This is a genomic window from Wolbachia endosymbiont of Chrysomya megacephala (assembly GCF_008245065.1).
Taxonomy (GTDB): domain Bacteria; phylum Pseudomonadota; class Alphaproteobacteria; order Rickettsiales; family Anaplasmataceae; genus Wolbachia.
In genome coordinates this window covers 51,500-78,497 of record NZ_CP021120.1, presented here as the reverse complement: position 1 = coordinate 78,497, position 26,998 = coordinate 51,500, and the positions used below count along the sequence as shown (strand labels likewise).

Genomic DNA, 26,998 nt, shown 5'->3' with positions numbered 1-26,998 from the left:
AATATGAACTAGGTATATAGTTCACAATGCAGCGGTATTTCACTAATCCAATTATTTTTTTCCTGATCTAGCCTATCATTCAATATTGCTTGTCTTATTGATTCCATCAACTTATTCATGAAGAAAACATTGTGAATGGTAACGAGTGTATAAGCCAGCAACTCTTTAGCTTTCAGTAGATGGTGTATATAGGCTCTTGAATGTTTTCTGCAAGTAAAGCACAAACAGTCATTTTCAATTGGGTTATCATCTAGTTCGAATCGTTGATTTCGCAAATTAATATGCTCTTTACGCTTTGAAGAAATAGAATCTCTGTTTTTTACTTTAACAAGCGCGCCACCATGTCTTGCGAGGCGAGTTGGATGCACGCAATCAAATGTATCAACTCCAAGCTCTACTCCACGAAAAATGTCTACAATTCCACCAATACCAAGCAAATGAGTAGGCCTATCTTTTTTTAAATGTTCCATAGTAAAGGAAACTACATCATACATCTGCTCTTTACTTTGACCAAGTGATCCACCTATTGCTTGACCAAAAAATGGCAAATCGTTGATAAAATCACAACTTTCTCTACGCAAATCTTGATACACTCCGCCTTGACTAATTCCATAAAGCGCCTGTTTGCCATCATTATTTTTTTCAAACTTATTTAAAGAACGTTCAGCCCATCTATGGCTCATGAGCATTGATTTTCTTGTGTATTCTTTACTGACATGGAATGGAGTACATTCATCTAAAACTAGGATTAAATCTGCACCTAATTTTTGTTGAATTTGTATCGACTTTTCAGGAGTTAGACAATAAGTTTTACCATTTATGTAAGAACGAAAAATTGCCCCATCCTCGTTAATTTTGATCAGAGTTTTTTGCTTCTGTCTTATTCCCTTTATTTCTTCCGAAACTGACCCGTGCCCTAAACTAAATATCTGGTATCCACCAGAATCAGTGAGCATTGGCCCACTCCATCCCATCATCTTGTGCAAGCCACCAAGCTTTGCCACAGTATCCTCTCCCGGTTGGAGCATTAGGTGATAGGTGTTGGAAAGTATTATCTGAGTACCTGCTTCTCTGATTCTCTCGATATCTGCAGCTTTAATAGCAGCTTTGGTTGCACAAAATATAAATGCTGGTGTTTCTATACTTCCATTTGGAGTTTTGATCGTTCCAACTCTTGCAGAACCTGATTGCTTAGTTATCCTAAACGAGAACTTTTCCATCTATTTACTTGAAAGTTCTGCTATGATATTTTCCACTTTTTCAGGAGTGAGGTTTTCATAAAAGTCATTATTGATCTGCACCACAGGGGCATTAACGCATGCACCAAGACATTCAACTTCCTTTAAAGTAAATAGATTATCTTTAGTAGTTTCACCGATATTGATTCCTAGTTTCTTTTTAAAGGTATTTAACACTTCTTCGCTATTGCACAACCAGCAAGGAGTTGTTCTACAAATTTGTATGAGATATTTACCTACTGGTTTTAAATTATACATGGTATAAAAATTTGCCACTTCATACACGCGAATATGTGGAATATGAAGCATGTCAGCAACGTAGCGCATGGCAGATTCAGGAACCCATCCGCATTGTTCTTGAACCAGGTATAGTAAAGGCATGACGGCACTACCTTCTCTACCTTTAGGATACATCTCTATAGACTTTTTCGCTTTTCTGAGGTTGTCTGATGTAAAACTAAACTGCTCTTCTTTCTCTTTCATCTAATAAAGTTCGTGTAAATCTCAACAAATTATACTTGAAGAGTTAACAATTGCAATTGTTGGTTTTTTGAGCTCTACAATATTATATCTGTAGAGTGGGTGCATTCAATTTGTGAATTCTTTACTGCTACTCATTTTCCATATTTCGCTTTGCAGATTATAAAGGTATTAATTTCTTAATTTTAGTTAAAATTTTATTGACGTTACATATAGAAATAATCATAATAGCGTTTTATTAAAATTTTAAATATAATTATGTCTATATTAAGTAGATTATTTAGAGTTAATACAACTACACTGAAAGTTAAAGAAGCGATAGGTTTTAACCCAGTAAACGTAGGGTTGATTGAAGGAAATGGAGTTACTTATGGACTCAGCTATCAAGATAACGGCAATGGAAGCAGTAGAGTAAAGTTACTTATTAGTCCATTATATCAATCGAAAACATACGAGTGTGATACATGTGTCAACGTAGCAAATGAATTCAAGGGCCAATTATCTCCCACACTAATAGAAAATTCAGCTGAAGTAGATAAAGTTGGAGTTATTTTTCCTACAGAAGAAACTAACAAAGAAAGAAAGTGCATCAAAGGCTTAACATTCAACACTTACGAAATCAAGCATTCAACTAATGTTCCCTTAGTTGAATACGTAGGAAAAGTAAAATTGTACAAGAACATTGATATAAATAATCTTGCAAATGAAGACAATAGTTACTTTCAACCAAAAGCAGTAAAAGTTGGTAATGGTAATGTCATTGTAATTGCTCATAACTTAAAGGATCAAATTTTAGTTTCTTGGTACTTAGAATTAAAAGTAGATGGAAAGTTCAGAGCTTTACCTGGAAAAGCAGGTATTATAGAAAGAAAATTATTCAAATTTGACAATCCAGGGCAATTAGTACTAGATGAAAATACGATGCTTTATGCACAGATGAGAAAGATTACTAAAAATCAAGAAGTAAGAACAAACATTTTTAAATTTGATGTGGCTGAAGTAGTTCAGAATCTGAAAGATAGAAAGGGAGCTAATGACTTTTTGCTTGGTAATAAAAGCGGCCAATTAAATATAGCACCATCTACTATCTATAATCCAGGAAAAATAAACTTTTTACAGTATGTAAGACGAACTGAAGGTGATGATTTAGTTGCTTTTCTTGCGAAAAAACAATCTTCTAATACGCAAGAATTGCATTTAGCAAGGCTTGCTAAGAGAGGACCAAAATCAAATTTTACTGTTTGTGAATGTGAAGATCCTATAGAACAATTGTATGTTAAAGACAATGGTCAAGGAGGTTTTATCGTCACTGCGGTAAGTGGAGAGAGTATTATAACTTTTAATAGAGAGAGCTCTGGAAAATCTTCTGAAGCAACGATAATACCGACAAGCAGTATCAAAGCTCTCAGTGATTTTGTTAATATCATTAACGGCCAATTGATGCCTAGTATTATTTCCAGCAGTACTGTGGCTCCTATAACTGTTACAGAGACGGTTGTGACTTCTAAGAAAACGACGACTGCTGCAATTACTAGCACAACAGAAACCGACACTGTAAAGACTACCAAATTAACAACAGAAGCATCAACTATCATTGTACCAACTTCCACAATGAGTAAATCTTCAACAGAGTCAACAACTCAGGCAAGTACAGTAACAGTGGAGTCAACAACAGTAGCATCAACTACCACTGCACCTACTTCTACAACGAGTAGGCCTTCAACAGAGTCAACAATTCAAACAAGTACAGTAACAGTGGGGCCAACAACAGTAGCAAAAACAACTACTACTCCACAAGCGACCACAGTTGCTACAACGTCAACTAGTGTGCCTTCGGAAACTGAGACAAGTACTGTAAAATCTACAGCAGCGACTGTTGAGTCAACTTTTACAGCAAGCAGTACTACGATGAGTAAGCCTTTAACAGAATTAACAACTAAGATGAGTACGTCATCAGAACCAACAACAGTAGCTGAAACTATTGCGACCTCACAAGCGACTATGATTACTACAATGCCAACTAATGTGACAACAACAAACTCAGAGGCAACTATACAAACAGTGTCCACTATATCAAATACTGGAACAAAGGTAACAACTCCTTTGTTCACTACAACTTTACTTCCTCAAACTACTCCTTCACCACAGCCCGCTCAGCTTGCTATAGAGTCTAATAGGGCAGGAATGATAGGTGGGTCTTTGGTTGGAGCGATAATAAGTATTGCTGGAATTATAGGATTCATAACATACAAATATGTTAAGGGTCGTAATTCTGCCCCTGTGTTAGAACTAACTAATTTCAATGATAGAAGGCGATCATCTTCAAGTGGCAATAGCGATGAAGAAATTTTTATCGCTAATAACAGAATGAGACATATATCTATGCGAACTATGGATCAATCTGAAACAGTGCTAAACAGTATATCGGTGGAGAGTAGTAGTCGGTCAAGAAGTAGCTCATCGTCTTCAAGCGGTGGACCAGGATCTTGACTGACTGAGCTAGAGTCTAAAAGTGAAAAAAGCTTATCTTGGGATAGCGATGATGTACCGGAATATCACCTTTAGCTATTTGTCTGAATGTTTTTAGTATGTAGACTGTTAGGAAATTTTCTTTTGCTTTTATGATTTTAATGTTAAAGTATAATTCCTAGGTGCAATAAGTAGCTGCTGTTGTGTGATAAACACAGCAGAGGAAAGTCCGAGCTCCAAGAAAAGGTAGTGACGGGTAACGCCCGCCGGAGGTAACTCCAGTTATAGGGCTACAGAAAATTACCGCCTAAATATTATTAGGTAAGGGTGAAAAGGTGTGGTAAGAGCACACCATAACAATGGCAACATTGGTAGTCAAGTAACCAACACTAGGAGCAAGATTAAATAGAAGTAGATTTTATGTTTTTCTCATATCTACTCGGGTAAATCGCACGAAGTAAATGGTAACATTTACTCCAGATAAATAGCTACATAAACAGAACTCGGCTTATATTTCATCTAGGCAATGCATGAATGTCAGCCATACTATGTAAATGTATCAAACATTTCACATACCCTGTACGCTCAATTTGACCACCTATATTCCTTTTACTTCTTGGCTTATCTCTTTATTTTATTTCCTTTTGAACTTAACAAAGCTTGAATTTTAACCGAGCTTTTCCTTTAACTAGTCATTCTCTATCTCTAAAGCCTTACTTTCTTACCTATAACTTTTTAGCTCCGCTTCCAACTTTTCTATCTTTTGTTGCAAATCTTTGTAAAGTTCTAAAAGACTGACCACGTTACCTCACTTTTAGGATTAGTTTTTATCTTACTAAATCTACCTTTTCGCTTCTTCAATCAACAAGTAAATAAAGCATTTCATGCGCTGTCCTTGACTTGTTCTGCTTGATAGTCACTACTGCTTTCGCTTATATTAACACTAGAGTATTCTTCATCGTCAACATACTCTTTTAGAACATATCCTCTACCCCAAACGGTTTCTATGTGGCTTATTCCGTCATTTGCACTTTCAAGTTTTTTACGTAATTTACACATAAAAACATCAACTATTTTGTTGTCTGAAGGTTCGTCCAAGCCATTGTAAAGATGGTTTAAAAACATTTCTTTTGTCAACACTGCTCCTTTACGCAATGCCAGCAATTCTATCATGGAATACTCTTTGTTAGTAAGGTGAACTGTTTTGCCTTTTACCTCAACAATCCTGTGATCAAAATTGATATTCATATTACCAATCTTTATCACTGATTCGGGATGGCCTTTAGTACGTCGGACTATGGCCTTAATTCGAGCTAATAATTCGCTCTTGTGAAATGGCTTGGTTAAGTAATCGTCGGCACCATACCCAAGTCCTTTAGCTTTATGGTTGGCAGCGGAGATACACGAAAGTATTAAAACAGGAACTTTGATTTTTGCACTTCTTAATCTTAACAGTATATCATATCCATCAATATCACCAGGCAGGTGTATATCTAGAATAACTAGATCGTAACAGTCTCCACCCGAGGAAACCATATTATTGTTATAATCTTGTGCAGAAGTAACAACGTCGCAAAAATGTCCATCAGAAGTTAAGGCATTAACTACAGTCCTTGCACTTACTTGATCATCTTCAATTAATAATATACGCATATTTTACACCCCATAAATAATTTATAATTTTAGTAATATATATAACCAAGGAAAGTAACAAATCAAATTTTTATTAATGAATAATAGAAATTACACTTATTAATTAATAGTTAATGTGTCGTTCCAAAATTATACAAATAGATCTAAAATACAATAGATATACTATAATAATACTATTTTTAGTAAATATTGAATAGAAGCTATTTTTATTAAAAGAATACTTAGGTTAATAGATATTTAAACTATTTTATACTTTTATGTTATATTTTTAATTTACTTATTCTACAGTTTTAAATTATAAGTAATACTTTCGGGAATATTGAGTGGTAATATCAGTTTTAGGTGCTGGCGCATGGGGTACAGCAATTGCGATTTCATTAAGTGGTAAGAAAAATGTAATTTTGTGGACTCGCAATAAGGCCATATTTGAATCAATTAAAGAGAAAAGAGAAAGTGACAAGCTACCTGATTGTCCAATTTCTGATAATGTATCAGTAAAATTAGCTATTGAAGATGCAGTGAATGCTTCAGTAATAATTCTAGCTGTTCCCACTCAGTCTCTAAGGGAGATATGTCATCAATTGAATGATTGTAACCTAAAAAAAAATGTAGCAATAATTTTGGCTTGTAAGGGAATAGAAAAATCTACATTAAAATTACCTAGTGAAGTAGTCAATGAAGTTTTACCTAATAATCCTCTTGCTGTTTTTTCTGGTCCTAGCTTTGCTATAGAAGTTGCAAGAAAATTACCATATTCGATGGTTCTTGCATGTCAAAATGAAGTATTAGGTTTAAAATTAGTATCAGAGCTACAGCAAGAAAATATTAAATTGTACCTTAGTAGCGATGTTATAGGAATACAGGTTTGTGCAGCGTTAAAGAATGTTTTTGCTATAGCATGTGGGGTTGTTCTAGGTAGGTTTGGGTTTAATGCTCATGCAGCATTAATTACGAAAAGTATGAGTGAAATTAAGGCTTTATACTCAGCAAAAGTTGGTGACGGCAATGTAGATATAAATACACTACTTGGACCAGCATGCTTAGGCGATTTGATTGTGACATGCACATCATTAAATTCAAGAAATCTATCTTTTGGATCTAAAGTAGCTAATAGTAATGGTTCTAGTGCTCAGCAGATTTTATCAGAAGGTAAGTCGGTAATTGAAGGTTTTAACACTGCTAAGTCTGCATTTGATTTAGCAGAAAAGCTAAAGATAAAAATGCCCATATGTGAAGCGATCTATAGATTGCTATATGAAAATACTTCTATAGAAGATACTATTTCTGTTCTTGTAAATTAGTTTTATATTTCGGTATATTGTGAAATTTTTATATAAATTAATATCAACATGGTGGCTATCTGGCACGGTAAAACACATACCAGGTACTATAGGCAGCTTGGCTGCTTACCCAATTGTTCCTATATTACTCAATGACAGAATTTTAGGTACAGCAATTATTTTTTTTTTATTCTTAGTTGGATTATGGTCTACAGGCAATTATATACAACATTACAAAGCTCCGCATGATCCAAAAGAGGTAGTAATTGATGAAGTAGTTGGTCAATTGCTGACAGTACTTCTAGTTTCAATATTATTAGAACAAGAAATGAATAGCTCTGTATTGTTGGTGTGCTTTTTCTCCTTTAGGTTTTTTGATATAATAAAAGTGTGGCCTATAAATTTGATTGATAAAAATACAAAAGGTCCTTTAGGTATTATGCTAGATGATGTTGTAGCTGCAATTTTAGCCTTTGTTTTTATAGGAGCCTTTTATTGTTTATTGTTGATTTATGCAGAATAAAAAAATTTGTTATTCAAGCTTAATTATTCAGAACCTAAAGGATTATATACTTTATGCAACGAATTTGTCCAAGTGGGAAATACATGACGAATTTGATAATGTTATATTTACAGTAAATGGTACCAGAGAATCGTTATTTAATTTTGTGTTTTGTGAAGATCAATGTACTGAGCTTTCCATATGCAGAACTCTAGATTATCTCAAAGCACGAAATATAGAAGCAACATGGATAATAAGTCCACGTATAAAAATAGGGGATATTTTAGAAAAATGCGAAATAAAACACGTTAACGCACCAAAAAAAGTTTTACTCAATATAAAAGATTATTTTTTGCCTGATGATGCTGTTCCAAATTTGAAGTTCAATGTTGTAAATAGTAGTGAGCTCTTAGAGCAATTAGATTTACACACTTCTAAAATTTTTTATCATAGAATTAGTATTGTTAGCACGTTTTTTCGCCAATTATCGAATTATGATGATAAGAGCTCAAGGTTAAGATTTTTTCTTGTAATGCTAAATAACGAAATTGTTGGAACATGCGGTCTTTATATTCAAGACAGCATAGCTGGTTTTTATAGCGATGGAGTTTTACCAATTTACAGGGGTCGTGGAATAGGAACTCAAATGGTTCTAGAAAGAATAAAGATAGCTAGGCAATTTGAATGCAAATACATAGTAGCACATTGCATGAAATCTTCTGTAAACCTTTATAAGAGATTAGGCTTTAGGGTATTTGGCAATCTTCACTTATATACCTCTTCAGTACAATCTCTTTGCTGAGAGGTTACAAATTTTTATATTTGTTTTGGAATGCCATGTTTTTTTTGTATGAAATAGTTTTACTACTAATTCTAGTATTCTTCTTTTTCTCATATTCTAAATTAAAAATTAGTAATAAAATTAAGGACTTACAACATCAAAATGTTATCATAAATAATTTAATAGATACTGTGAATGATGGATTTTATATTTGGGACGCAAAAAAACGTATAGAAAAATTTTCTCCCAATTTACTAATTTTGCTTAATACTGTTTTTTATTCATTTAATGAGTTTGTAAATTTTTTTGAGCAATCAGAAAGCTTAATTAAAAGTTTTGCTGAGGCAAAGGAAATAAATAAATCTTTTACTCTAGATTTAAAGTCAAAAGACAGTGAGGTTTATTGCACATGTTATGGTAAAAGCATAATAGATTATTCTAATAATGTGATTGGTGTGTTGTTATGGATAAGGAATATCTCCGATTATAAGATAAAAGCTAATGAACTTGAGTTAGAAAATAGTAAGCTTATGCGAGAATTGGAGAACTATAAAAAAATTTTTGACTCTTTACCATTTCCAATACTGAAGCACAATAAGAATAAAAAAGTAAGGTTTTATAACTTATTTTATGATAAATATATAGGCAGCTCTAAAAAATTTACTGTTGCGAGTGGCTCCTATAACGTAAAACCAGGAGAGTGTGTAATAACTTACAAGAACGAACCTAAGGTTTTTAATTTTGTTGAAGTTCCAGTGCAAAATTCTAATAGCATAGTAATGTATGGAAAAGATATTAGTGATGAAAAAAAATTACATACTGAGCTAAGCAATTGTTTAGCTGCACAAGAAAGTTTGCTTGAGAAGCTATCGATTGCTGTAGCGATATATAGTAAGAATCAAAAGCTAAAATTTTATAATAATGCTTTTATAAAAACTTTTCAGTTTGATCCAAAATTTTTGGAGTCTTATCCAACTTATCACGAGATTATGCTTCACCTATTTGAATCTAAAAAGCTTTTAGGAAAAAAGGATTTTCAAACTATTAATAATCAAAGACATGAGTTGTTTAAAAGATTACTGGAATCATATGGTGAAACAATACATTTCATGAATGGAAGAACGTTTAGAGTATTAACAATACCCTATGCTTCAGAGGGTCTACTATTTTCTTACGAAGAGTGCCAGAAATAACACTCAAATTCCTTCTCTCTCTACCATAAGCTGTTTTACTTTCGCTATCGCTTTTGCTGGGTTAAGCCCTTTCGGGCAGGTTTTTGTACAATTCATTATTGTATGACAACGATACAACTTAAATGGGTCGTTTAAAGAAGCAAGTCTTTCTTCTTTCTTATTATCACGACTGTCAGCAATCCATCTATAAGCTTGCAGTAATACCGCTGGCCCTAAAAATTTATCACCATTCCACCAATAGCTTGGGCAACCAGTCGAACAGCAAGCACATAGTATACAATCAGACAGACCATCTAATTTTTTTCTATCTTCAGGAGATTGAAAGTATTCTTTATTTTGTAAGGCAGATTTATCTGTTTGTAACCAAGGTTTAATCGATTTGTATTGCTCATAAAATTGGCTTAGATCTGGAACTAGATCCTTTACTATATACATATGAGGTAGTGGATATATTTTTACTTCACCTTTTATATCATGTATAGATTTAGTGCATGCAAGAGTGTTGGTACCATCAATATTCATTGCACAAGATCCGCATATTCCTTCTCTGCAAGAGCGTCTAAAAGTTAAGGTTGAATCTATTTCATCCTTTATTTTTATTAATGCATCAAGTACCATAGGGCCACAATTATCCATATCGATAAAAAATGTGTCTGTTCTTGGATTTTTATCATCATCAGCAGACCAACGATAAATTTGAAATCTTCTAATATTTTTTGCTCCAGTAGGAGTAGGATAAACCTTGCCCTTTTTATTAACTTTAGAATTTTTTGGTAAAGAAAACTGAACCATATTGCTTACCTTTTACAGCTAAAACCCCTTTTTTGTAAATAACATATTTTGGTATTATCTACCATACTTTTCCTTTTCAAATTCAAGCAAAGCTAAAATCTTGCTCTCTAAACTTTTCATTATAATTTCTTCATCTTCTTTTTGATGATCATAGCCAAGTAAATGCAGCAATCCATGAACTAACATGTGTGCAGTGTGAGTGAGGATAGATATACAGTACTCATGAGACTCTCTTTCTATTGTATCTACTGCAATTGCTATGTCTCCTAGATCACATTCACTAGATAACTGTTCGCATGGAAATGATAGTACATTAGTTGGCTTATCTATTTCTCTAAACTTAAGATTAAGTTGATGTAGCAAGTTATCATCAGCGAGAGCTATTGATATATTTGGTTTATAATGATCTATTTTTAATTCTTTTAGAGAAGCATTAATAATATTTAATACAAAACTCTGTGGGTCCTTCGTAATACTATGCCACCTCTTATCAAGAATGCTCACTTCTAACATTCGCTCATCCTTATTATTTCATTCCACTCAGTCTCTAAAACTGGAGAAACTGATAAACGTGATTGTTTTAATATAACCATATTTTTCAAAAGTGGGTTTTGTTTTATACTGTTTAACGTCACTTGGTTACTTAAAGGTTTCAAAAATTTTACATTCACTAGTCCAAATTTGGAATTATAAACATGATAATACTCCTTTAATACTTCAACTATTCCAAGTATAACTCTCTCTTTACCTGTATGATAAAAAAATGCAAGATCGCCTAATTTCATAGCTCTCATGTAATTTTGAGCTTGATAATTGCATACACCATTCCACTGCGTCACCTGCTCCTTTCCCATTTTTTGCCACGAGTATTCACTTGGTTCTGACTTTAGTAGCCAAAATTGCATTATTTTTTTCTTCTTAAATAAGCTGGTATATCATAAACATTGCTGCCCCACTTAACTCTTTCATTTGTTTGCTCAGTTGAAGCATATTCTTTTGTTTCTAATATTGGAATTTGATTATAAGGCCATTTAAAATTTTTTTCCTCTGCTGGGATCTTGTTTTGATTAACAGATGAATTGTCGTTACAGCTATCAATGCCAGTTGCAAGAACAGAAACTCTAACTCTTCCTTCCATCGCCTGATCAAAAGTAGCACCAAATATTATATTTGCATTTTCATCCACTTCTTCACGCACTCTATTTGCTGCAGAATCAACTTCAAATAGAGTCATATCTCTACCACCAGTAATATTAATCAATATTCCTTGTGCACCTTTCATTGATACATTATCAAGTAATGGATTAGATATCGCAGCCTCTGCAGCACTAATTGCCCTATCTTCTCCTTCTGCCTCTCCAGTACCAATCATTGCTTTACCCATCTCACTCATTACTGTTTCTATATCAGCAAAATCAAGATTAATCAGTCCTGGCATGATCATCAAATCAGTTACTCCTCTTATGCCAATATGTAGAACATTATCGGCGAGTTGAAATGCGTCAGCAAATGTAGTTTTCTCGTTAGCAATTCTAAATAAATTTTGATTGGGAATGACAATAAGTGTATCTACGTATTTTTGCAACTCTTCAAGTCCAAGCTCTGCAATGCGCATACGTCGCACACCTTCAAAACCGAACGGCTTAGTTACAACTCCAACAGTCAGTATCTTTTTTTCTTTTGCTCCTTTATCTTTAACTACCGCTCTTGCTTCTCTGGCTGCTTTTGCAATTACCGGTGCAGCACCTGTTCCAGTACCACCACCCATCCCTGCTGTGATAAAGAGCATATGGCTATCTTTTATATGCTCCATAATTTCATCAATTGATTCTTCTGCTGCACCTTTACCAACATCAGGCAAAGCACCAGCACCAAGGCCCTTAGTTAAGTTAATACCAAGTTGAATTTTTTTATCACATAATGACTTCTCTAACGCTTGAGCATCGGTATTTGCTACAACAAAATTTACTCCTTGTAAATTGGATTGAATCATGTTGTTTACAGCATTCCCGCCAGCACCACCCACTCCCACAACGGTAATCCTTGGGTGCAATATGGGTAATTCTGGTAAACTAAGGTCAATTGACATTTAAATTACTCAAATATTAGTGAATTCACTTGATAACAAGTTACTGCTTTTTTAACAATATGCAAACATTTTTCATTTTGACATACGCAAACAGTAAACAAGATTTACTTATTCTTAACATTGTTAATCAGTAGGTATAATAATTGCAGGCTTTCAAACAGCACTACTTAGAATGCAAAAAAAAATTGTGAAAAAGGGATAGAAGCCTATCCCTTTTTATTGAAAACTGCTACTAGCTTTTCGCAGTTCCTTTTTGTACCCCAAGTACTTGTTTGATCTTGTCTAATTGGGTTTGTGGTTGTTCACAATTAAGCAATTTACCTGCTTTCTCAATTTGATTTGCCTTACTACTGTTCATATATGCATACACAGGTGCAGTTATTAAAGCTGCTACTGCAGCAACAATCACCAAACTAGCAATGAGCGGATGAGCAACTGCAAATGCAGACATTGCAGTAATAGCAGGACTAACAAGTGTTGCAGCCTTTGTTCCAACTGTACCAACAAAAGTTGCATAAGCTGGACTTAAGAAATAAGCAGCTGTAAGTGAAGTTACTAGTGCAATTGCTGCAAAAGTAGCAGCTGTTTTATACGGATGTTTTTCTACAAAATCACAACCCTTACCATAAACGTCTCCAGCTTTACTTTTGATTTTTTCTACTATCGGCATAACTATACTCCTAAAATATTAAAATTTCACTAAGGATAGTATGCGGCAAAAAAGAGTTACCTGTCAAGTAAATTAATTTATTTATACATTCTTATTCTGTAATTCAGCGCTTCTGCAATGTGTGCTTTCTTTACCTCTTCACTTTTTACAAGATCTGCAATGGTTCTTGCGACTCTTAATACGCGTGTATAGCCTCGATTGGAAATGTAATTTTCTTTCAGTACGTATTTTAGCAATTCTAACCCTTCCTGATCTGGTTCAGTGAATTTATTTAATGCTTCACCACTGACTTCTGCATTGCAACGAATATTAAATTTACTATAACGCTCAGTTTGAATTTTCCTCGCTGCTATCACCCTTCCTCTTATAGCCTCGGTACTTTCTCCCTCCACAGAGATTTCAGGAGAAAGTATGCTAACATTTGGCATTTCAATGCATATGTCTATTCTATCAAGCAAAGGTCCTGATATTTTATTTCTATAATCTGTGCCGCATTTTGGAGCTTTATTGCACGATCTGCTTACATCACCTAAATAACCGCACCTGCAGGGATTCATTGCAGCTATAAGTTGAAAATTAGCTGGATAAGTAATGTGAGCATTTGCCCTTGCGATAGTTACTTTTCTATCTTCAAGTGGTTGACGTAGAGAATCAAGTACAAGCCTTGGAAATTCAGGTAGCTCATCAAGAAATAACACACCATTGTGAGCCATGGTGATTTCCCCAGGCTTTGCATTTTTTCCTCCTCCTATCATCGCTGGCATGGAGCATGAATGATGAGGTTCACGAAAGGGACGAGTTACTTTAAATGTTTCGTTACCGGCTTTTGTTATGCTAGAGATAATATTAACATCAATCATCTCCTGCTCAGTCAAATCAGGTAATAGCCCTATAAATCGCTTAGCAAGCATTGATTTTCCAGTACCAGGAGGTCCAACAAGAAGCATATTGTGTCCACCTGCTGCTGCAATTTCAGCTGCTCTTTTTGCAACAACTTGACCTTTAATATCCTTTATATCTGGAACTGAATTTTTTTCTTTGGGTGCAGCGCTATAGTTAAAAGTTACCGGCTGAATTAACTGCTCACCCTTAAAATGTCTGATAATATCGGTTAATTTCTCTATAGCTAGAATAGAAACATTCTTTACCCATGAAGCTTCTATTCCATTTCCCCTTGGGCAAATTACTCCTTTATTTGACTGTTTTGCATTGATTGCTGTTGGAAGTACTCCTGAGATTGGTATGACTCTGCTGTCTAGTGCAAGCTCGCCCATAATTATATAAGACTGAACTTTTTCAACTGGTATCACACTCATTACAACAAGTAATCCAACAGCAATAGCTAAGTCATAATGACTACCTTCTTTAAGCAAATCCGCAGGGGAAAGATTAACCGTAATCCTTTTTGGAGGTAACAGAAGATTGATTGAATTTAACGCTGCTCTGATACGCTCTCTGGATTCTGCAACAGTTTTATCCGGCAGTCCAACAATATTAAAAGCTGGAATACCATTTGCCATGTGAATTTGTGCATTAATATTTACTGTGCTGGTTCCCTGAAGAGCAACGGTATTTATATTTGCAATCATACTATATTATATAAAGTTATTAATATAATATATTGACAAAGTAACGAAGTAAACAGTAGCTGCTAAAAGTGGTTTAATTTAGCAAAAAAGTGTAGTACTCTATCACTTTGCTGATTATATATGTTTATAAGAATAATCGCTTTTCTTTTGCTATATTCAAGCGCAGTTTTCTGTAGTGATTGTAACTTTAACTTACCATATCGTGGGCTCAGTTGTGATTTGGATCTATCATATAGAAATTTAAGTAATATAAAGAAATTATTGAATAACAAAGATAAGTTCGTTGCACTTACGTTTGATGATGGACCGTCTTATAATAGAGCAGGAGATATTATTAATATTCTGGAGAGCAATGAAACAAAAGCGACATTTTTTGTGCTTGGTGAGCGTATAAATAAAAAAACATCTGAAATAGTAAACAAAATCCATAAAGCAGGTCATGAATTAGGTAATCATTCTTGGTCGCATAGGAAGTTGACATCACTTTCAAGTGAGGAGCAATTGCAAGAACTGGAAAAGACAAATGTGGCAATTAAAAATGCAACAGAACAGAATGTAAAATGGTTTCGTCCACCATATGGATGTCATAACGATAATTTGATCAAAAATACTAATCGATTAAATATGTATTCCATATTATGGACAGTTGATTCTCTGGACTGGCAAGGCGATAAATCAGAAATTCTGGTTGAAAGAGTTTTAAGCAATGTACATAATGGAGCGATTATATTGTTCCATGATCACGATAACAAATCAAATACAGTTGAAGCTTTATCTCAGATTATTGAAATACTAAAAAAATCGGGTTACAAACTTGTTACCTTAAGTGAGTGGGAAGAAAGGGTTTGTGATGTAGTGAAAGCTAGAAATGTGTCAATAAAAGGAGAATGAGTGCGTTCTAAAGGAATTCTATGTGGACAAAAAACAAGGTCTTCAACCGCAGGGCATTCATATTAGGTGGTATTCAGCTTACTATTTCTGCTATTTTTAGTTATAGGTTGTATACTTTACAAGTACGAGATAGACAAAAATATGAAGTGCTATCCAATAATAATAGGATAAAAGTTGTTACTATTGTGCCTAAACGAGGCAGGATTTTGGATAGGAATAGCGTTGAACTCGCAGTAAACAAAATTTCGTATATTGTTTTATTTGATGGGCAAAAAACCTTTACTAGGGAAGTTGATTTGCAGATGTTATCAGAAATTAAACCTGATACAACAAAATCATCAGATACAAAAATAACTGCTCTTTATAAACGTTATTACCCGTTTGGTTCGATATGTTCTCATATAATCGGATATACAAAAAAACAGCAAGACATAAATGAAGCAGGGGTTAGTGGAATTGAATATACATATGATCATGTATTAAAAGGCAAGACCGGAAAATCTGAGCAGGAAATAAATTCTAAGAAGCGTATCATGAGAGAGTTATCTAGCATACCGCAGCAAGATGGACAAGATATACAGCTGACAATTGATGTTGATTTACAGAAGAAAATTGCAGAGATATTTAAAGATCACCAAGGTTCCACAGTGGTAATTGATGTAAATAACGGAGAAATTTTAGCATTATATAATTCACCTTCTTACGATAATAATCTTTTCACTAGCAGATTATCAAATGAAACTTGGAAAAATTTAAACAATCCTTCATTACCGCTTGTAAACCGTGCATTATCATATCAAATTCCACCTGGTTCAATATTTAAAATAATAGATGCGCTTGCGGGTTTAAAAGATGGAATAATAACACCAGAAGAAAAGTTCTCGTGTAGGGGCTATATGAAAATAGGTGAACGAAAATTTCGTTGCCTAAAAAGCAAAGTCCATGGATATGTATCTTTAAACGAGGCAATGGCCTTCTCATGCAACACTTACTTTTATAATATAGGAAAAAAAATAAATGTAGATTCTCTACTAGAAATGGCTAGCAAATTTGGTATAGGAAGTGGACCATTAATTGGAATGTTTAAGGAAGAAGCTCCGGGATTGTTGCCTGATGTGGATTGGCGTGCACGCAAGCTATATTCAGAGTGGTATTTAGGTGATACCATTAACTTAGTTATAGGACAAGGGTATTTACTTACAACGCCATTACAGCTTGCAGTTCTTGCAGCGAGGGTTGCAACAGGAAAGGAGGTAATTCCCCACATTGAGATGAGTAAATCAGGGCAAGACTTTCTTGATATTGATGTGAATCATGAGCATCTTAGTGTGGTTCGAAAAGCTATGTTTGACGTGGTGAATTCTAACTATAGAAAAGGACTAGGCAGTATACAAATTGCTGGCAAAACCGGAACACCAGAGATAAACTCTAAAGGTGAAAGTCATAAATTGTTTATCGCTTATGGCCCCTACCATGATCCGCGCTATGCAATCTCAGTGTTTATAGAACATGGTAAAACTCCACGCCAAGATGTTGCAATTGCTAGTGAGATATTGCAATATATGCTTGAAAAATGAACTTATGAAATTGCCATATATGTTACTTGTAATTTATATATTCAAATCAGAGCTTTGAGGTTAAAAAAAAGAAACGAAAATTGCATAAACCTTTTCAATTTAGTGCTTTAATGTTTCTGATGAAGGGAAGGTATTATCCTTATTTTCTATGGAGGTAGACACACTAATTTCGTTATTATCATCAATTGAAGTAATAGGGTGCATCAAAGCAACTTTTATAACTTCATCAATATTCTCAGCAAAAATTACATTGATTTCTTCTTTTATATTTGCAGGAATCTCTTGCATATCTTTCTCATTTTCACTTGGTATAATCACAGTTTTGATTGATCCTCTTAGCGCAGCAAGCAATTTTTCTCTCAAACCCCCAATAGCCAACACTCTACCACGCAATGTTACTTCACCTGTCATAGCAACACTTTTGTTAACTGGTATATTTGTCATAAGAGAAACAATAGATGTACATACTGCACTGCCAGCAGAGGGACCATCTTTTGGTACAGCACCCTCAGGTACATGCAAATGTATATCATTATTTTGAAATTTTTCGGGTTTTATACCGAAAAATAAACAATTTGATCGCACATAACTATACGCAGCTTTTATAGACTCTTGCATAACCTCTCCAAGCTTTCCTGTGTATTTTATTTCCCCCTTGCCCGGAATTAGGACTGACTCTATCATTAAAATATCACCACCTGTTTCAGTATAGGCAAGACCAGTTACTATCCCTACCAAACTCTCATTTTCTGCAATGCCAAAGGTATACTTACGTACCCCTAGATAATCTTGTAAATTACCAGTCTCTACGGATATTTTCTTATTTTTATCAGTTAATATTGCTTTAACTGCCTTTCTCATGAGTTTTGCAAGTTCCCTTTCCATGCTTCGCACGCCGCTTTCACGTGTATATAAACGTATCAACTCGTATAATGCTTCATTGGTTATTTCCCACTCCTTCTGATGCAAACCATGCTCTTTTTTTAATTTTGGAATAAGGTGATGTGTAGCAATACTGATCTTCTCGTCTTCGGTATACCCAGATAATTGTATAATTTCCATCCTATCACGCAAAGGATGCGGTAAATTTAAGCTATTTGCTGTGGCTACAAACATTACACTTGAAAGATCAAACTCAACTTCCAAGTAATGATCTGTAAAATGTTTATTGTGCTCAGTATCCAAAACCTCAAGTAATGCAGATGCAGGATCACCACGCGAATCAGAACCCATCTTATCTATTTCATCAAGCAGGAAAAGCGGGTTGCATGAATTAGCTTTTTTCATGTGTTGAATGATTTTACCAGGCATTGAGCCAATATAAGTTTTCCTGTGTCCTCGTATTTCAGACTCATCACGTATACCACCAAGAGATATGCGAACAAAATCTCTTCCTACTGCTTTTGCCATAGACTTAGCTAAAGAAGTTTTACCAACACCAGGTGGTCCAACTAAGCAAAGTATAGGACCCTTTATCTCTTTTACTCTCTTTAATACTGCTAAAAATTCTATTATTCTATCTTTTACTTTCTCTATGCCATAATGATTTTCATCTAAGATTTTTTTAGCCGCATTTAAGTTAATTTTTGCATCTTTGTACTTTCCCCATGGCAAATCAAGCAACCAATGCAAGTAACTAGATATAACTGTTGCTTCAGGAGAAATGGGATTCATTTTCTTATATCTCTTTAAGTCAGTTATGGCTTTCTCTTTTGCTTCCTCAGAAAGCTTTGTTTCATTTATCTTTTTTTCAAATTCATTGAGTATATTCCCTTCATCTCCATTTTCAAACTCACCTAATTCTTTCTGTATAGCTTTTAATTGCTCATTAAGGTAGTAAACTTTTTGAGTACTTTCAACCTGTGATTTAATTGTCTTATACAAGCGGTTTTGTGCACTCAAAATACTTATTTCTCTCTCAATAAGAGCAAAAACTTTTTTTAAACGCTCTTTTGGGTTATAAACTTCAAGTATGTTTTGCTTGTCTGATACCTTTATATTTAAGTACGAAGCTATCATATCTACAATTTGATTAACCTCTTTAACTTGATCAATGGGGTCAATAATAATCTCGGGCCGACTTTTCTTGCTTAGTTTACACCAATTGTCAAATGCATCTATAACAGAACGCCTTAAAGCTTCTAAATCAATATTATCTTCATTTTCTCCATACTCATAATGACCATCTAACGCTACTCTGGCCTCTAACAAAGTGTGAGAGCTAATATATTCTATAACTCTTCCCCTTCTTACCCCATGAATCATGACTTTTACTGCATTGTCAGGCAGTTTTATTAATGGTTGTATAATGTTTGCTAACACACCTACTTCATAAAGATTCTCTGGCTCTGGATTATCAATAGAACCATCTTTTTGTGCTATGAGAAAAATCTCGTTTTGGTGACTACTGCTACTTATTGCATACTCTAGTGCATGAACAGATTTTTCTCTACCTACGAATAAAGGCAACATTATATTTGGAAAAATTACTACATCTCTTAGAGGTAATACTGGTAATACAGTAGAATTAAAGTTTACAGCACGTCCAATACTCATAATATATGCCTCAAATTAATCATTAACCGTTATAACACTACCCTTATTATTATGATTAATCGTCACTTTGCCTAATTCTACCATTTTCTTAGTAACCGTTATAGTGCTACCTTCAAAACCTCCGTTGCCGGATATATACATAACATCAAGCAAAAGTGACTCTAAGATAGCACGTAACATCCTTGCACCTGTTTTATAGCTTATAGCTTTTTTAGCAATAGCTGATATTGCTTCATCTGAAAACTCAAGGTTTACTTTACTAAATGCAAGCAATGCTTTATATTGTTTTACTAGCGCATTTCTTGGCTCTGTCAACACATGTATTAAATCTTCGTGATCCAGCTCATCTAGAACAGCAGTTATTGGAACTCGTCCTACAAATTCGGGTATCAAACCGAATTTGATTAAGTCCTCAGGTTGAGCATCGCGTAAAGCATTTTTTTTCTTTTGTGCTTTAGACTGACTTATATCTGCTCCAAAGCCAACTGATGTTCCCTTTTTTCTTGCCTCAATAATTTTATTTAGGCCTTCAAAAGCTCCTCCACAAATAAATAGTATATTACTAGTATCTACTTGTATAAACTCTTGTTGCGGGTGTTTTCGCCCTCCTTGTGGCGGAACATAAGCAACTGTACCCTCCATAATCTTAAGCAGAGCTTGCTGGACCCCTTCACCTGAAACGTCACGGGTTATTGAAGTGCTTTCAGATTTTCTTGTAATCTTGTCTATTTCATCGATAAACACTATACCATGCTGTGCCTTTGCAACATCATAATTTGCAGCTTGTAATAGACGTGACAACACGCTTTCTACATCATCACCTACATAACCTGCCTCAGTCAAAGTTGTCGCATCGGCCATAGCAAATGGCACATCTGAAACTTTAGCAAGTGTTTTTGCGAGCAAAGTCTTACCAGAACCAGTAGGGCCAATAAGCATTATATTTGACTTCTCAATTTCAATATCACTTATAGAATGAAGTTGCACCATGGATTGACAATGGTTATACATAGCCACAGATAGAACGTGTTGCGCATGTTCCTGACCTACAACATGCTTACTAAGAAAAATTTTTATATCTTCAGGTTTCTTTAGTAATAGCTTCATATCAGATATATGATCTGAATTAAAAGCTCTCTCTTTCTTTTGACTTATTGCTTTATGGGATAACTCTATGCATTCATTACAAATGAACACCTTTAAACCATCTGAAGAGTTAGTAATCAATTTATCTACTTCGTTTTGTGCCTTGTTACAAAAAGAACAGTAGTGTAAATCATTATTGTTATCCATTAAACTACCTTTTGTTTAACTTTAATATTTTCAATCTTCATATCTTTACGCTCAGCTATTACTCTGTCAATTAAGCCAGTTTTCATTGCTTCTTCAGGATCCATGAATTTATCTCTTTCCATCATTTCTTCAATTTTTTTTAGTGAATTTCCAGTATGTTTTTCATAAATTTGATTTAATTTTTTCTTAACTCGCAAAATTTCATTAGCATGTATTTCTATATCAGTTGCTTGCCCATGATAACCACCAGATGGCTGATGTATCATAATTCTTGAATGAGGTAGCGAGTAACGTTTACCCTCCGCACCAGCTGTAAGCAACAAAGAACCCATAGATGCAGCTTGACCTATACACAAAGTTGAAACGTCTGGATTTATATACTGCATTGTATCGTAGATCGACAAACCAGCAGTTACAACACCACCTGGTGAGTTAATATACATACAAATGTCTTTATCGGGATTTTCCGATTCTAAAAATAAAAGCTGTGCTACTATTACGCTGGCCATGTTGTCTTCAATAGGGCCAGTTACGAAAATTATTCTTTCTTTTACTAGCCTTGAATATATGTCATAAGCCCGCTCACCGCGACTAGTTTGTTCAACTACAATTGGTATAAGAGTCATACCTTATTCCTATCAAATATTATCAAATAATTCCTTTAATTCTTTCACAGAAACAATCTGTTCTTCTTTACTAGCTTTTTCTATCATATAATCCGTCACTTTATACTCAAGCGCTTGCCCTCTAACTAATTCCTGAAATTGTCCATCTGATTTAAAATGTTTAAATACCCTGTCAAATGATACATCTTTACTGACATATTGATTTACAATAACATTCATAATATCACTTTGAGTTAATGATATTTCATGTTCTTTACTGAACTCCATGAATAGCATTGCAAGCTTTACGCGTCTTTCAGCTTCTTTACACGAATCATCTTTAGCATTCAACTCTCTTTCCACTCTCTGCTGTTCCTGTTTTACTACTTCTATAGGCAAATCAAAACTATAACTAGCATCCAAACAATCAAATAGCTCTTTCTTAATTAAGAGATCTTCCATTTCTTTACACTGATTATCAATTACTTCTTTTACATGATCTATTAGCGAAGAATGATCTTCAAAACCAATTCTCCTAGCTATTTCATTATCACTTTGCAAATCTTTGGCAATCTGAATGTCATTAACTCGAACAGAAAAAGCAGCCTCCTGTCCCGCAAGGGAAATTACCTGGTAATCTTCAGGAAATCTCAACTTAAAGCTTTTTGTTTCCCCTTTTTTCATGCCAATTAATTGATCTTCAAAACCATTTATAAATGTTCCAGATCCTAAATTAACAGTAAAATTTTTGCCACTTCCACCTTGAAAGAGCTTATTTCTAATTCGCCCTTCAAAGTCAATTATCAGTTTATCCTCGTTTTTTGCTTGATAAGAAGCATCATCAACAGAGACAAAGTTAGGAAATTTTGTTTTTATAGAATCAATAAATTCTTTTATGTCTCCCTCTTTGATTTTTGCCTTAACTTTCTTCAAATTTATTTTATCAAGATCTATTACTGGCACTTTTGGCATCGATTCAAAAGATAATTTGTACAGAAAGTCACCTTTTTTATCCTTTTTATCAAGGTTTGGTAATGACATAATATCAACCTTAGGATGGATGTGAGACTTAACTTCGATTTTTTTCATTAAATCACTTGAGCAATAGTCAATCGTATCGTTTATCACATATTCCAAAGCTTCGTTTTTATAATTTGTAATAACAAGATCGTAAGGCATCTTTCCTGATCTAAATCCAGGAAATTTTGCATTCTTCGCTATTTCTTGTAATCTAGAGTTTATCTTTTGTTCTATATAATCACTACTAACTGTGATTTCATACTCATACTTTAGTTTATCTACACTAAGTTCCTTATAGGTATATATATTACTTAATGTATCTGCTTCGACTGCATTTTGAGGTATATTACTAGACATTACAACCTGTTATCAATATTTTATTTATGTTTTAATAAAGCCATTTTACCAGAATTTAAGTTAAATACAATCCTTAAGAACAGGTTCTTATACAAACAAAAGTGTACTTAGTGATTATAAATTTTCTCTTAAAACCTGAGTTACATGACTTTAAGTGCGGATAGAGGGACTTGAACCCCCACGAGCAAGCTCACCAGGACCTAAACCTGGCACGTCTACCAATTTCGCCATATCCGCAAGAACCCTTCATTAACTTATAGATAACCACTTCTGTCATCTTATACAATTTAAAGATTAGATTTTAGTACCACAGACTGAACTTATAATACTAGTTAACTCCACTATGAATCTAAGCCTGAATTACTTTAACTAACATTATTGAGATAAGTACTGTCTTAGAAATATTCAAGGCTTATTCAATTTATAGTATTTACACAATAAAAAAAGCTTATTAATATTCTTTAATTAAAGCTCTAAACTCTGGAAATTAATAATGAGATTAATAGCAAGCTTCTTACTCGCAATTTTTCTGATTACACAGAGTGGCTGTACGACTCTTGTAAGTGGTATAGTGGTAACAGCAACTGCAGCGGCTACAGCAATAACAATGCAAGATAAATCCTTGGGAAACATTATTGATGATACAACTATAGTAATAAAAATCAATAAGGGACTCTTAAAACACGGACTGTTCTCATCTATAAAAGTTAAAGTGAGTGAAGGAAGAGTATTACTCATTGGAAATGTTGATAATCATGAAAAGCAACTCACAGCAGAGAAAATAGCTTGGCAGCAAAAAGAGATTAAAGAAGTGATAAATGAAATAAGAGTCACACCAATTAAAATGACTTCTATGCTAGATGTTACTGTAGATGGTATGATAACAGCAGAGATAAGCACGAGGCTTCTGGGAAAAAGAAATATTAAATCAATTAATTATAGCGTTAATACAGTTGATAGAGTCGTTTATTTGATGGGTATAGCTCAAAATAAGGCGGAATTAAAAGCTGTAATAGCAATTGCAAGAAAAGTAAAAGGAGTAAAGCAAGTTGTAAGCTATGTGAGATATAGACATAGCAAATTGCGTCATTGATGAAAATTTACTTGAGTGTTAGTACCATGTAGCTAAGCCATAAAACTCCTTTACAAATTTCGTCAGTTCACTCTTATGGTATGTATAACAATGTTACAAAAAATAATATCATAGAATTCAATAGAATAATTCCTAGAAAATCTCTACATACTAAAAAAAGTAAAATGCTATTTAACACTCCCAAGCTTAAGAATAAATAGCAAACATCTATATCTTGTGCGATATGGCGTTTTATTCCTGAGATTTTTTTACCAGCGTCATAGCCTTTTTCTTCATCAGTGTCTGCGTTCTTTACACTCTGAGTGTCAATTATGCAAAAGCTGATTTTTTCTTTCCAAACATTGTTTTGTCGGACCACACTAACTATTTTTTTTAACATGCACTCCAAAATACTTTTTTTTATTTCCTTTTACTTTTTCACTCCATTTTTGAAATAATCATAACAATTGCGCCATTTTGGAAATTCTTTTGGTAGCATCCTCCACTGATAACCACTTTTTAGGGCGTACAACACTCCGCAAAATATATCATACAAATCAAGTTTTCTTGGTTTTGTTTTTTCCACAAGACTCCAGATCTGGTGAAATAATCTCAAACTTCTCTCGACTTATGTCACTTGGGTATACACTCCTCATATATCCTAATTTATACACTCTATTTCTTACTTTATGTCTTTCTTGAGATTATGAACAGGTTCTTAGAAAGCTAGCGTTCTACTAGTCATGTTCTTTATCTTGCTTTACAACAATGCATCTTTTCATTCCAGCCAAGTCGTATACGTATTCCTGAAAAGCCAGTCCATATAAGGGTATTATTTTGTCAATATTGCTTTGATCTTCGCCTATTTCCAATATCGCAAACCCATCTTTTTTAAGGCACTTTTTCAATATTGGAAAAATACTCAGGTAACAGCTCAATCCATCGATACCGCCATCAAGAGCAATTCTTGGCTCTTTTTGCACTTCAGCTTGCAGATCTTTTAACTTACTTCTTTTAATATATGGAGGATTGCTTATTATGAGATCAAATAAATCTCTGCATTCTATCCACGAATTTGGAAATATTTTAGCTCTGTTGAGAAGATTATGTTTCTTTGTGTTCTGGTAGGTAATTTTGTATGCTTCCAGGCTTTTTTCAAAACCAACTCCAATAGCATATTCATACTCACTAAGTACGGAGATCAACAAACAGCCTGTGCCTGTGCCAAAATCTGCAATTTTTATTTTTTGCTTCTTATTTTGGTAATATTTTAACACTGTTGAAATTACTGTCTCACTATCTGGTCTTGGATCTAGAACATGTTGGTTAACTATAAAATTTTTACTCCAGAATTCACGATTACCTATTATTTGCGATATTGGATATCTTTCTGCTCTTTTTTTTGTTAATTTCCAGAATAGAAGTTCTTTGTTTCTTGGTACCTGATTGGTGTGATTCATGATTGTGAATGATCTTTCTACTCCAAGTACGTACTGCATGATGATTTCACAATCCAAATGTGGTGATTCAATTCTATGTGATGATAGTAGCTTTGACCCTTCTTTAATTAAAGCGCTGATTGTTTTCATTATTCTAAAAACGTGTTCCTTGTATGCAAGAACAGCAAAATTGAGTATAGAATTTTGAACTTAGGGTAGCTGCATTAAATCTAAGTGTCAAGAGTAGGATTGTAAAAATCATCCGGCTTTACTGGTAATTCGGTTAGTTCGGTTGGTATTTTTGCATTAATGTTAGAAGCTCTTGGCTCTATTATAAGCATTATTTTCTGCATATTCTTTGATAGCCATCACAGTATATTACTTGTTCCATATCTATATTAATTCGACCACAGCAAGTGATAATTTCTTAATATTAAAACCAATATGCGCTTTAGCATATAATTATCAGTAGCTTTCAAAGCAATTGGGCTGAGATTATTAGAGTAGTAATGTTTATTTTTATATTGACTATTGAGGTTTATTATTTTATAACTAAGACTTAGTTATTTTCAGAGTTTTAAATTTACAGTATATGCCTACGATAAATCAATTAATATGTAAGGGTAGATCAGGGTTAACTCGCAAGAAGAAGGTGCCAGCTTTGGGAAAATGCAATCCTCAAAGAAGGGGTGTTTGCACTAAGGTATATACTACAACTCCTAGAAAGCCTAACTCAGCACTACGTAAGGTAGCTAGAGTAAAGATTAGTGGATACGGTGAAGTGACGGCTTATATACCTGGCGAAGGTCATAATTTACAAGAGCATTCCGTTGTTTTAATACGTGGTGGGCGAGTTAAGGATTTGCCGGGTGTACGTTATCACATAATAAGAGGTGCTCTTGATCTACGTGGTGTGCAAAATCGAAAGAAAGCCCGTTCGAAATATGGTGTAAAGAAATCTGGTTAAAATTTATGGCACGTCGTAATAAAGCAAAAAAAAGAACAAGCCCTGACTCTCGTTATGGTAGTGTCTTGCTTATGCGTTTTATTAATATAATTATGAAATGTGGTAAAAAGTCTATTGCAGAAAAGATTGCTTATAGTGCTTTGTCCTTAGCTGAAAAGAAAATAGGCAAAGATGCCTTATCAATTTTTGAAACAGCAGTAGAAAATGTTACCCCTTCTATAGAAGTACGCTCTCGGCGTATTGGTGGTGCAACTTATCAAGTCCCTGTTGAAATTCGTCAAGATAGAGCAATTTCTTTGGCATTAAGGTGGATTGCTAGAGCAACTTCTGCTGCTCGCAAAAAGAGTGGTAGAACTACTGTTTATTGTTTGCAGTCTGAAATATTAGATGCTTATAATAAATGTGGTGGTGCATTTAAGATGTGTGAAGAAAAGTATAAAATGGCTGAAGCTAATAAGGCATTTTCTCATCTTCGTTTTTAATAT

At 34.1% G+C, this 26,998-nt stretch carries 25 protein-coding genes, 1 tRNA gene, 1 other RNA gene and 1 pseudogene; 11 read left to right on the top strand and 17 right to left on the bottom strand.

Annotation, left to right across the window (positions count from 1 at the left end; translation table 11 throughout):
- Nucleotides 1-8: 8 nt before the first annotated feature.
- Both tgt and nuoE read right to left on the bottom strand, forming a co-directional pair.
- Nucleotides 9-1,220: a tRNA guanosine(34) transglycosylase Tgt gene (tgt, locus tag CAI20_RS00325; protein ID WP_007302018.1), complete on the bottom strand. Its 1,212-nt coding sequence runs from the start codon at nucleotides 1,218-1,220 to the stop codon at nucleotides 9-11.
- A complete protein-coding gene (nuoE, locus tag CAI20_RS00320) occupies nucleotides 1,221-1,721 on the bottom strand; it encodes an NADH-quinone oxidoreductase subunit NuoE (protein ID WP_007302017.1) in 501 nt (166 codons plus the stop codon). It abuts the gene before it with no gap.
- 255 nt (nucleotides 1,722-1,976) lie between these two features.
- Between nuoE and CAI20_RS00315 the strand changes: the two genes are divergently transcribed.
- Nucleotides 1,977-4,208 (top strand): hypothetical protein, encoded by a 2,232-nt coding sequence (locus CAI20_RS00315; protein ID WP_149168637.1) that lies wholly within the window; start codon nucleotides 1,977-1,979, stop codon nucleotides 4,206-4,208.
- Between the two features lie 157 nt (nucleotides 4,209-4,365).
- An RNA gene (gene rnpB, locus CAI20_RS00310) (RNase P RNA component class A) lies at nucleotides 4,366-4,714 on the top strand.
- 355 nt (nucleotides 4,715-5,069) lie between these two features.
- Here rnpB and CAI20_RS00305 read toward each other — a convergent pair.
- Entirely contained in the window at nucleotides 5,070-5,840 is a 771-nt protein-coding gene (locus CAI20_RS00305) for a response regulator transcription factor (protein ID WP_007302014.1), read from the bottom strand.
- Between the two features lie 323 nt (nucleotides 5,841-6,163).
- Here CAI20_RS00305 and CAI20_RS00300 point away from each other — a divergent pair, with 323 nt between their 5' ends.
- The 4 genes from CAI20_RS00300 to CAI20_RS00285 are packed head-to-tail and all read left to right on the top strand — an operon-like array spanning nucleotide 6,164 to nucleotide 9,596.
- Nucleotides 6,164-7,141, top strand: coding sequence for an NAD(P)H-dependent glycerol-3-phosphate dehydrogenase (locus CAI20_RS00300; protein WP_149168636.1), 978 nt, complete (start codon nucleotides 6,164-6,166; stop codon nucleotides 7,139-7,141).
- Nucleotides 7,142-7,160: 19 nt separating this feature from the next.
- The gene (locus CAI20_RS00295; RefSeq protein WP_149168635.1) at nucleotides 7,161-7,643 is read left to right on the top strand and encodes a phosphatidylglycerophosphatase A family protein; all 483 of its coding nucleotides are present in this window, start codon (nucleotides 7,161-7,163) and stop codon (nucleotides 7,641-7,643) included.
- The gene (locus CAI20_RS00290; protein ID WP_149168634.1) at nucleotides 7,633-8,424 is read left to right on the top strand and encodes a GNAT family N-acetyltransferase; all 792 of its coding nucleotides are present in this window, start codon (nucleotides 7,633-7,635) and stop codon (nucleotides 8,422-8,424) included. Before CAI20_RS00295 ends, CAI20_RS00290 begins: the two co-directional genes overlap by 11 nt.
- Nucleotides 8,425-8,459: 35 nt before the next feature.
- Nucleotides 8,460-9,596, top strand: coding sequence for a hypothetical protein (locus tag CAI20_RS00285; protein WP_019236658.1), 1,137 nt, complete (start codon nucleotides 8,460-8,462; stop codon nucleotides 9,594-9,596).
- 3 nt (nucleotides 9,597-9,599) lie between these two features.
- Here the strand turns inward: CAI20_RS00285 and CAI20_RS00280 are convergent, their stop codons facing one another.
- From CAI20_RS00280 to CAI20_RS00255, 6 genes are all read right to left on the bottom strand, one after another.
- On the bottom strand, nucleotides 9,600-10,388 hold the full coding sequence (locus CAI20_RS00280; protein ID WP_149168633.1) for a succinate dehydrogenase iron-sulfur subunit: 789 nt from the start codon (nucleotides 10,386-10,388) through the stop codon (nucleotides 9,600-9,602).
- A gap of 54 nt (nucleotides 10,389-10,442) precedes the next feature.
- A complete protein-coding gene (gene ybeY, locus CAI20_RS00275) occupies nucleotides 10,443-10,901 on the bottom strand; it encodes an rRNA maturation RNase YbeY (protein WP_007302008.1) in 459 nt (152 codons plus the stop codon).
- Nucleotides 10,895-11,293, bottom strand: a complete 399-nt coding sequence (locus tag CAI20_RS00270) for an EVE domain-containing protein (RefSeq protein WP_019236656.1) — start codon at nucleotides 11,291-11,293, stop codon at nucleotides 10,895-10,897. The genes ybeY and CAI20_RS00270 overlap by 7 nt, the downstream gene beginning before the upstream one ends.
- Nucleotides 11,293-12,477 (bottom strand): cell division protein FtsZ, encoded by a 1,185-nt coding sequence (ftsZ, locus tag CAI20_RS00265; protein WP_149168632.1) that lies wholly within the window; start codon nucleotides 12,475-12,477, stop codon nucleotides 11,293-11,295. Before ftsZ ends, CAI20_RS00270 begins: the two co-directional genes overlap by 1 nt.
- Nucleotides 12,478-12,709: 232 nt before the next feature.
- Complete coding sequence (locus CAI20_RS00260; protein WP_149168631.1) at nucleotides 12,710-13,147, bottom strand: hypothetical protein; 438 nt, start codon at nucleotides 13,145-13,147, stop codon at nucleotides 12,710-12,712.
- A gap of 77 nt (nucleotides 13,148-13,224) precedes the next feature.
- Complete coding sequence (locus CAI20_RS00255; RefSeq protein ID WP_149168630.1) at nucleotides 13,225-14,736, bottom strand: YifB family Mg chelatase-like AAA ATPase; 1,512 nt, start codon at nucleotides 14,734-14,736, stop codon at nucleotides 13,225-13,227.
- 120 nt (nucleotides 14,737-14,856) lie between these two features.
- Between CAI20_RS00255 and CAI20_RS00250 the strand changes: the two genes are divergently transcribed.
- Both CAI20_RS00250 and CAI20_RS00245 read left to right on the top strand, forming a co-directional pair.
- On the top strand, nucleotides 14,857-15,627 hold the full coding sequence (locus CAI20_RS00250) for a polysaccharide deacetylase family protein (RefSeq protein WP_149168629.1): 771 nt from the start codon (nucleotides 14,857-14,859) through the stop codon (nucleotides 15,625-15,627).
- A gap of 20 nt (nucleotides 15,628-15,647) precedes the next feature.
- Entirely contained in the window at nucleotides 15,648-17,204 is a 1,557-nt protein-coding gene (locus CAI20_RS00245; protein ID WP_149168628.1) for a penicillin-binding transpeptidase domain-containing protein, read from the top strand.
- A gap of 99 nt (nucleotides 17,205-17,303) precedes the next feature.
- Here CAI20_RS00245 and lon read toward each other — a convergent pair whose 3' ends face one another.
- The 5 genes from lon to CAI20_RS00220 all read right to left on the bottom strand — a co-directional run bounded on the left by lon (nucleotide 17,304) and on the right by CAI20_RS00220 (nucleotide 23,272).
- Complete coding sequence (gene lon / locus CAI20_RS00240; RefSeq protein ID WP_149168627.1) at nucleotides 17,304-19,760, bottom strand: endopeptidase La; 2,457 nt, start codon at nucleotides 19,758-19,760, stop codon at nucleotides 17,304-17,306.
- Between the two features lie 15 nt (nucleotides 19,761-19,775).
- A complete protein-coding gene (clpX, locus tag CAI20_RS00235) occupies nucleotides 19,776-21,053 on the bottom strand; it encodes an ATP-dependent Clp protease ATP-binding subunit ClpX (RefSeq protein WP_007302000.1) in 1,278 nt (425 codons plus the stop codon).
- Entirely contained in the window at nucleotides 21,053-21,679 is a 627-nt protein-coding gene (clpP, locus tag CAI20_RS00230; protein WP_007301999.1) for an ATP-dependent Clp endopeptidase proteolytic subunit ClpP, read from the bottom strand. The genes clpX and clpP overlap by 1 nt, the downstream gene beginning before the upstream one ends.
- A gap of 12 nt (nucleotides 21,680-21,691) precedes the next feature.
- On the bottom strand, nucleotides 21,692-23,035 hold the full coding sequence (tig, locus tag CAI20_RS00225) for a trigger factor (RefSeq protein ID WP_007301998.1): 1,344 nt from the start codon (nucleotides 23,033-23,035) through the stop codon (nucleotides 21,692-21,694).
- 155 nt (nucleotides 23,036-23,190) lie between these two features.
- A tRNA-Leu gene (locus CAI20_RS00220) sits at nucleotides 23,191-23,272 on the bottom strand.
- A gap of 256 nt (nucleotides 23,273-23,528) precedes the next feature.
- On the opposite strand from CAI20_RS00220, the gene CAI20_RS00215 reads away from it, so the two are divergent.
- The gene (locus CAI20_RS00215; RefSeq protein WP_012481858.1) at nucleotides 23,529-24,128 is read left to right on the top strand and encodes a BON domain-containing protein; all 600 of its coding nucleotides are present in this window, start codon (nucleotides 23,529-23,531) and stop codon (nucleotides 24,126-24,128) included.
- Nucleotides 24,129-24,339: 211 nt separating this feature from the next.
- Here CAI20_RS00215 and CAI20_RS06835 read toward each other — a convergent pair.
- The 3 genes and pseudogenes from CAI20_RS06835 to CAI20_RS06765 form a co-directional block, all read right to left on the bottom strand.
- Nucleotides 24,340-24,763, bottom strand: a pseudogene (locus CAI20_RS06835) (transposase); the annotation flags it as partial.
- An 81-nt stretch (nucleotides 24,764-24,844) separates the two neighbouring features.
- Nucleotides 24,845-25,696, bottom strand: coding sequence for a peptide chain release factor N(5)-glutamine methyltransferase (gene prmC / locus CAI20_RS00200; RefSeq protein WP_007301995.1), 852 nt, complete (start codon nucleotides 25,694-25,696; stop codon nucleotides 24,845-24,847).
- Nucleotides 25,697-25,776: 80 nt separating this feature from the next.
- Complete coding sequence (locus CAI20_RS06765; RefSeq protein ID WP_019078684.1) at nucleotides 25,777-25,899, bottom strand: hypothetical protein; 123 nt, start codon at nucleotides 25,897-25,899, stop codon at nucleotides 25,777-25,779.
- 239 nt (nucleotides 25,900-26,138) lie between these two features.
- Here CAI20_RS06765 and rpsL point away from each other — a divergent pair, with 239 nt between their 5' ends.
- Nucleotides 26,139-26,513, top strand: a complete 375-nt coding sequence (gene rpsL, locus CAI20_RS00195) for a 30S ribosomal protein S12 (protein ID WP_010406837.1) — start codon at nucleotides 26,139-26,141, stop codon at nucleotides 26,511-26,513.
- 5 nt (nucleotides 26,514-26,518) lie between these two features.
- Complete coding sequence (gene rpsG / locus CAI20_RS00190; protein ID WP_006014699.1) at nucleotides 26,519-26,995, top strand: 30S ribosomal protein S7; 477 nt, start codon at nucleotides 26,519-26,521, stop codon at nucleotides 26,993-26,995.
- Nucleotides 26,996-26,998: the final 3 nt, after the last annotated feature.

What these genes read in the sequence shown, in the direction of transcription:
- tgt (WP_007302018.1), bottom strand. Translation starts at nt 1,220, where the DNA reads ATGGAAAAGTTCTCGTTTAGGATAACTAAGCAATCAGGTTCTGCAAGA.
- nuoE (WP_007302017.1), bottom strand. Translation starts at nt 1,721, where the DNA reads ATGAAAGAGAAAGAAGAGCAGTTTAGTTTTACATCAGACAACCTCAGA.
- CAI20_RS00315 (WP_149168637.1), top strand. Translation starts at nt 1,977, where the DNA reads ATGTCTATATTAAGTAGATTATTTAGAGTTAATACAACTACACTGAAA.
- CAI20_RS00305 (WP_007302014.1), bottom strand. Translation starts at nt 5,840, where the DNA reads ATGCGTATATTATTAATTGAAGATGATCAAGTAAGTGCAAGGACTGTA.
- CAI20_RS00290 (WP_149168634.1), top strand. Translation starts at nt 7,633, where the DNA reads ATGCAGAATAAAAAAATTTGTTATTCAAGCTTAATTATTCAGAACCTA.
- CAI20_RS00285 (WP_019236658.1), top strand. Translation starts at nt 8,460, where the DNA reads ATGTTTTTTTTGTATGAAATAGTTTTACTACTAATTCTAGTATTCTTC.
- CAI20_RS00280 (WP_149168633.1), bottom strand. Translation starts at nt 10,388, where the DNA reads ATGGTTCAGTTTTCTTTACCAAAAAATTCTAAAGTTAATAAAAAGGGC.
- ybeY (WP_007302008.1), bottom strand. Translation starts at nt 10,901, where the DNA reads ATGTTAGAAGTGAGCATTCTTGATAAGAGGTGGCATAGTATTACGAAG.
- CAI20_RS00270 (WP_019236656.1), bottom strand. Translation starts at nt 11,293, where the DNA reads ATGCAATTTTGGCTACTAAAGTCAGAACCAAGTGAATACTCGTGGCAA.
- ftsZ (WP_149168632.1), bottom strand. Translation starts at nt 12,477, where the DNA reads ATGTCAATTGACCTTAGTTTACCAGAATTACCCATATTGCACCCAAGG.
- CAI20_RS00260 (WP_149168631.1), bottom strand. Translation starts at nt 13,147, where the DNA reads ATGCCGATAGTAGAAAAAATCAAAAGTAAAGCTGGAGACGTTTATGGT.
- CAI20_RS00255 (WP_149168630.1), bottom strand. Translation starts at nt 14,736, where the DNA reads ATGATTGCAAATATAAATACCGTTGCTCTTCAGGGAACCAGCACAGTA.
- CAI20_RS00250 (WP_149168629.1), top strand. Translation starts at nt 14,857, where the DNA reads ATGTTTATAAGAATAATCGCTTTTCTTTTGCTATATTCAAGCGCAGTT.
- CAI20_RS00245 (WP_149168628.1), top strand. Translation starts at nt 15,648, where the DNA reads ATGTGGACAAAAAACAAGGTCTTCAACCGCAGGGCATTCATATTAGGT.
- lon (WP_149168627.1), bottom strand. Translation starts at nt 19,760, where the DNA reads ATGAGTATTGGACGTGCTGTAAACTTTAATTCTACTGTATTACCAGTA.
- clpX (WP_007302000.1), bottom strand. Translation starts at nt 21,053, where the DNA reads ATGGATAACAATAATGATTTACACTACTGTTCTTTTTGTAACAAGGCA.
- clpP (WP_007301999.1), bottom strand. Translation starts at nt 21,679, where the DNA reads ATGACTCTTATACCAATTGTAGTTGAACAAACTAGTCGCGGTGAGCGG.
- tig (WP_007301998.1), bottom strand. Translation starts at nt 23,035, where the DNA reads ATGTCTAGTAATATACCTCAAAATGCAGTCGAAGCAGATACATTAAGT.
- CAI20_RS00215 (WP_012481858.1), top strand. Translation starts at nt 23,529, where the DNA reads ATGAGATTAATAGCAAGCTTCTTACTCGCAATTTTTCTGATTACACAG.
- prmC (WP_007301995.1), bottom strand. Translation starts at nt 25,696, where the DNA reads ATGAAAACAATCAGCGCTTTAATTAAAGAAGGGTCAAAGCTACTATCA.
- CAI20_RS06765 (WP_019078684.1), bottom strand. Translation starts at nt 25,899, where the DNA reads ATGCAGAAAATAATGCTTATAATAGAGCCAAGAGCTTCTAACATTAAT.
- rpsL (WP_010406837.1), top strand. Translation starts at nt 26,139, where the DNA reads ATGCCTACGATAAATCAATTAATATGTAAGGGTAGATCAGGGTTAACT.
- rpsG (WP_006014699.1), top strand. Translation starts at nt 26,519, where the DNA reads ATGGCACGTCGTAATAAAGCAAAAAAAAGAACAAGCCCTGACTCTCGT.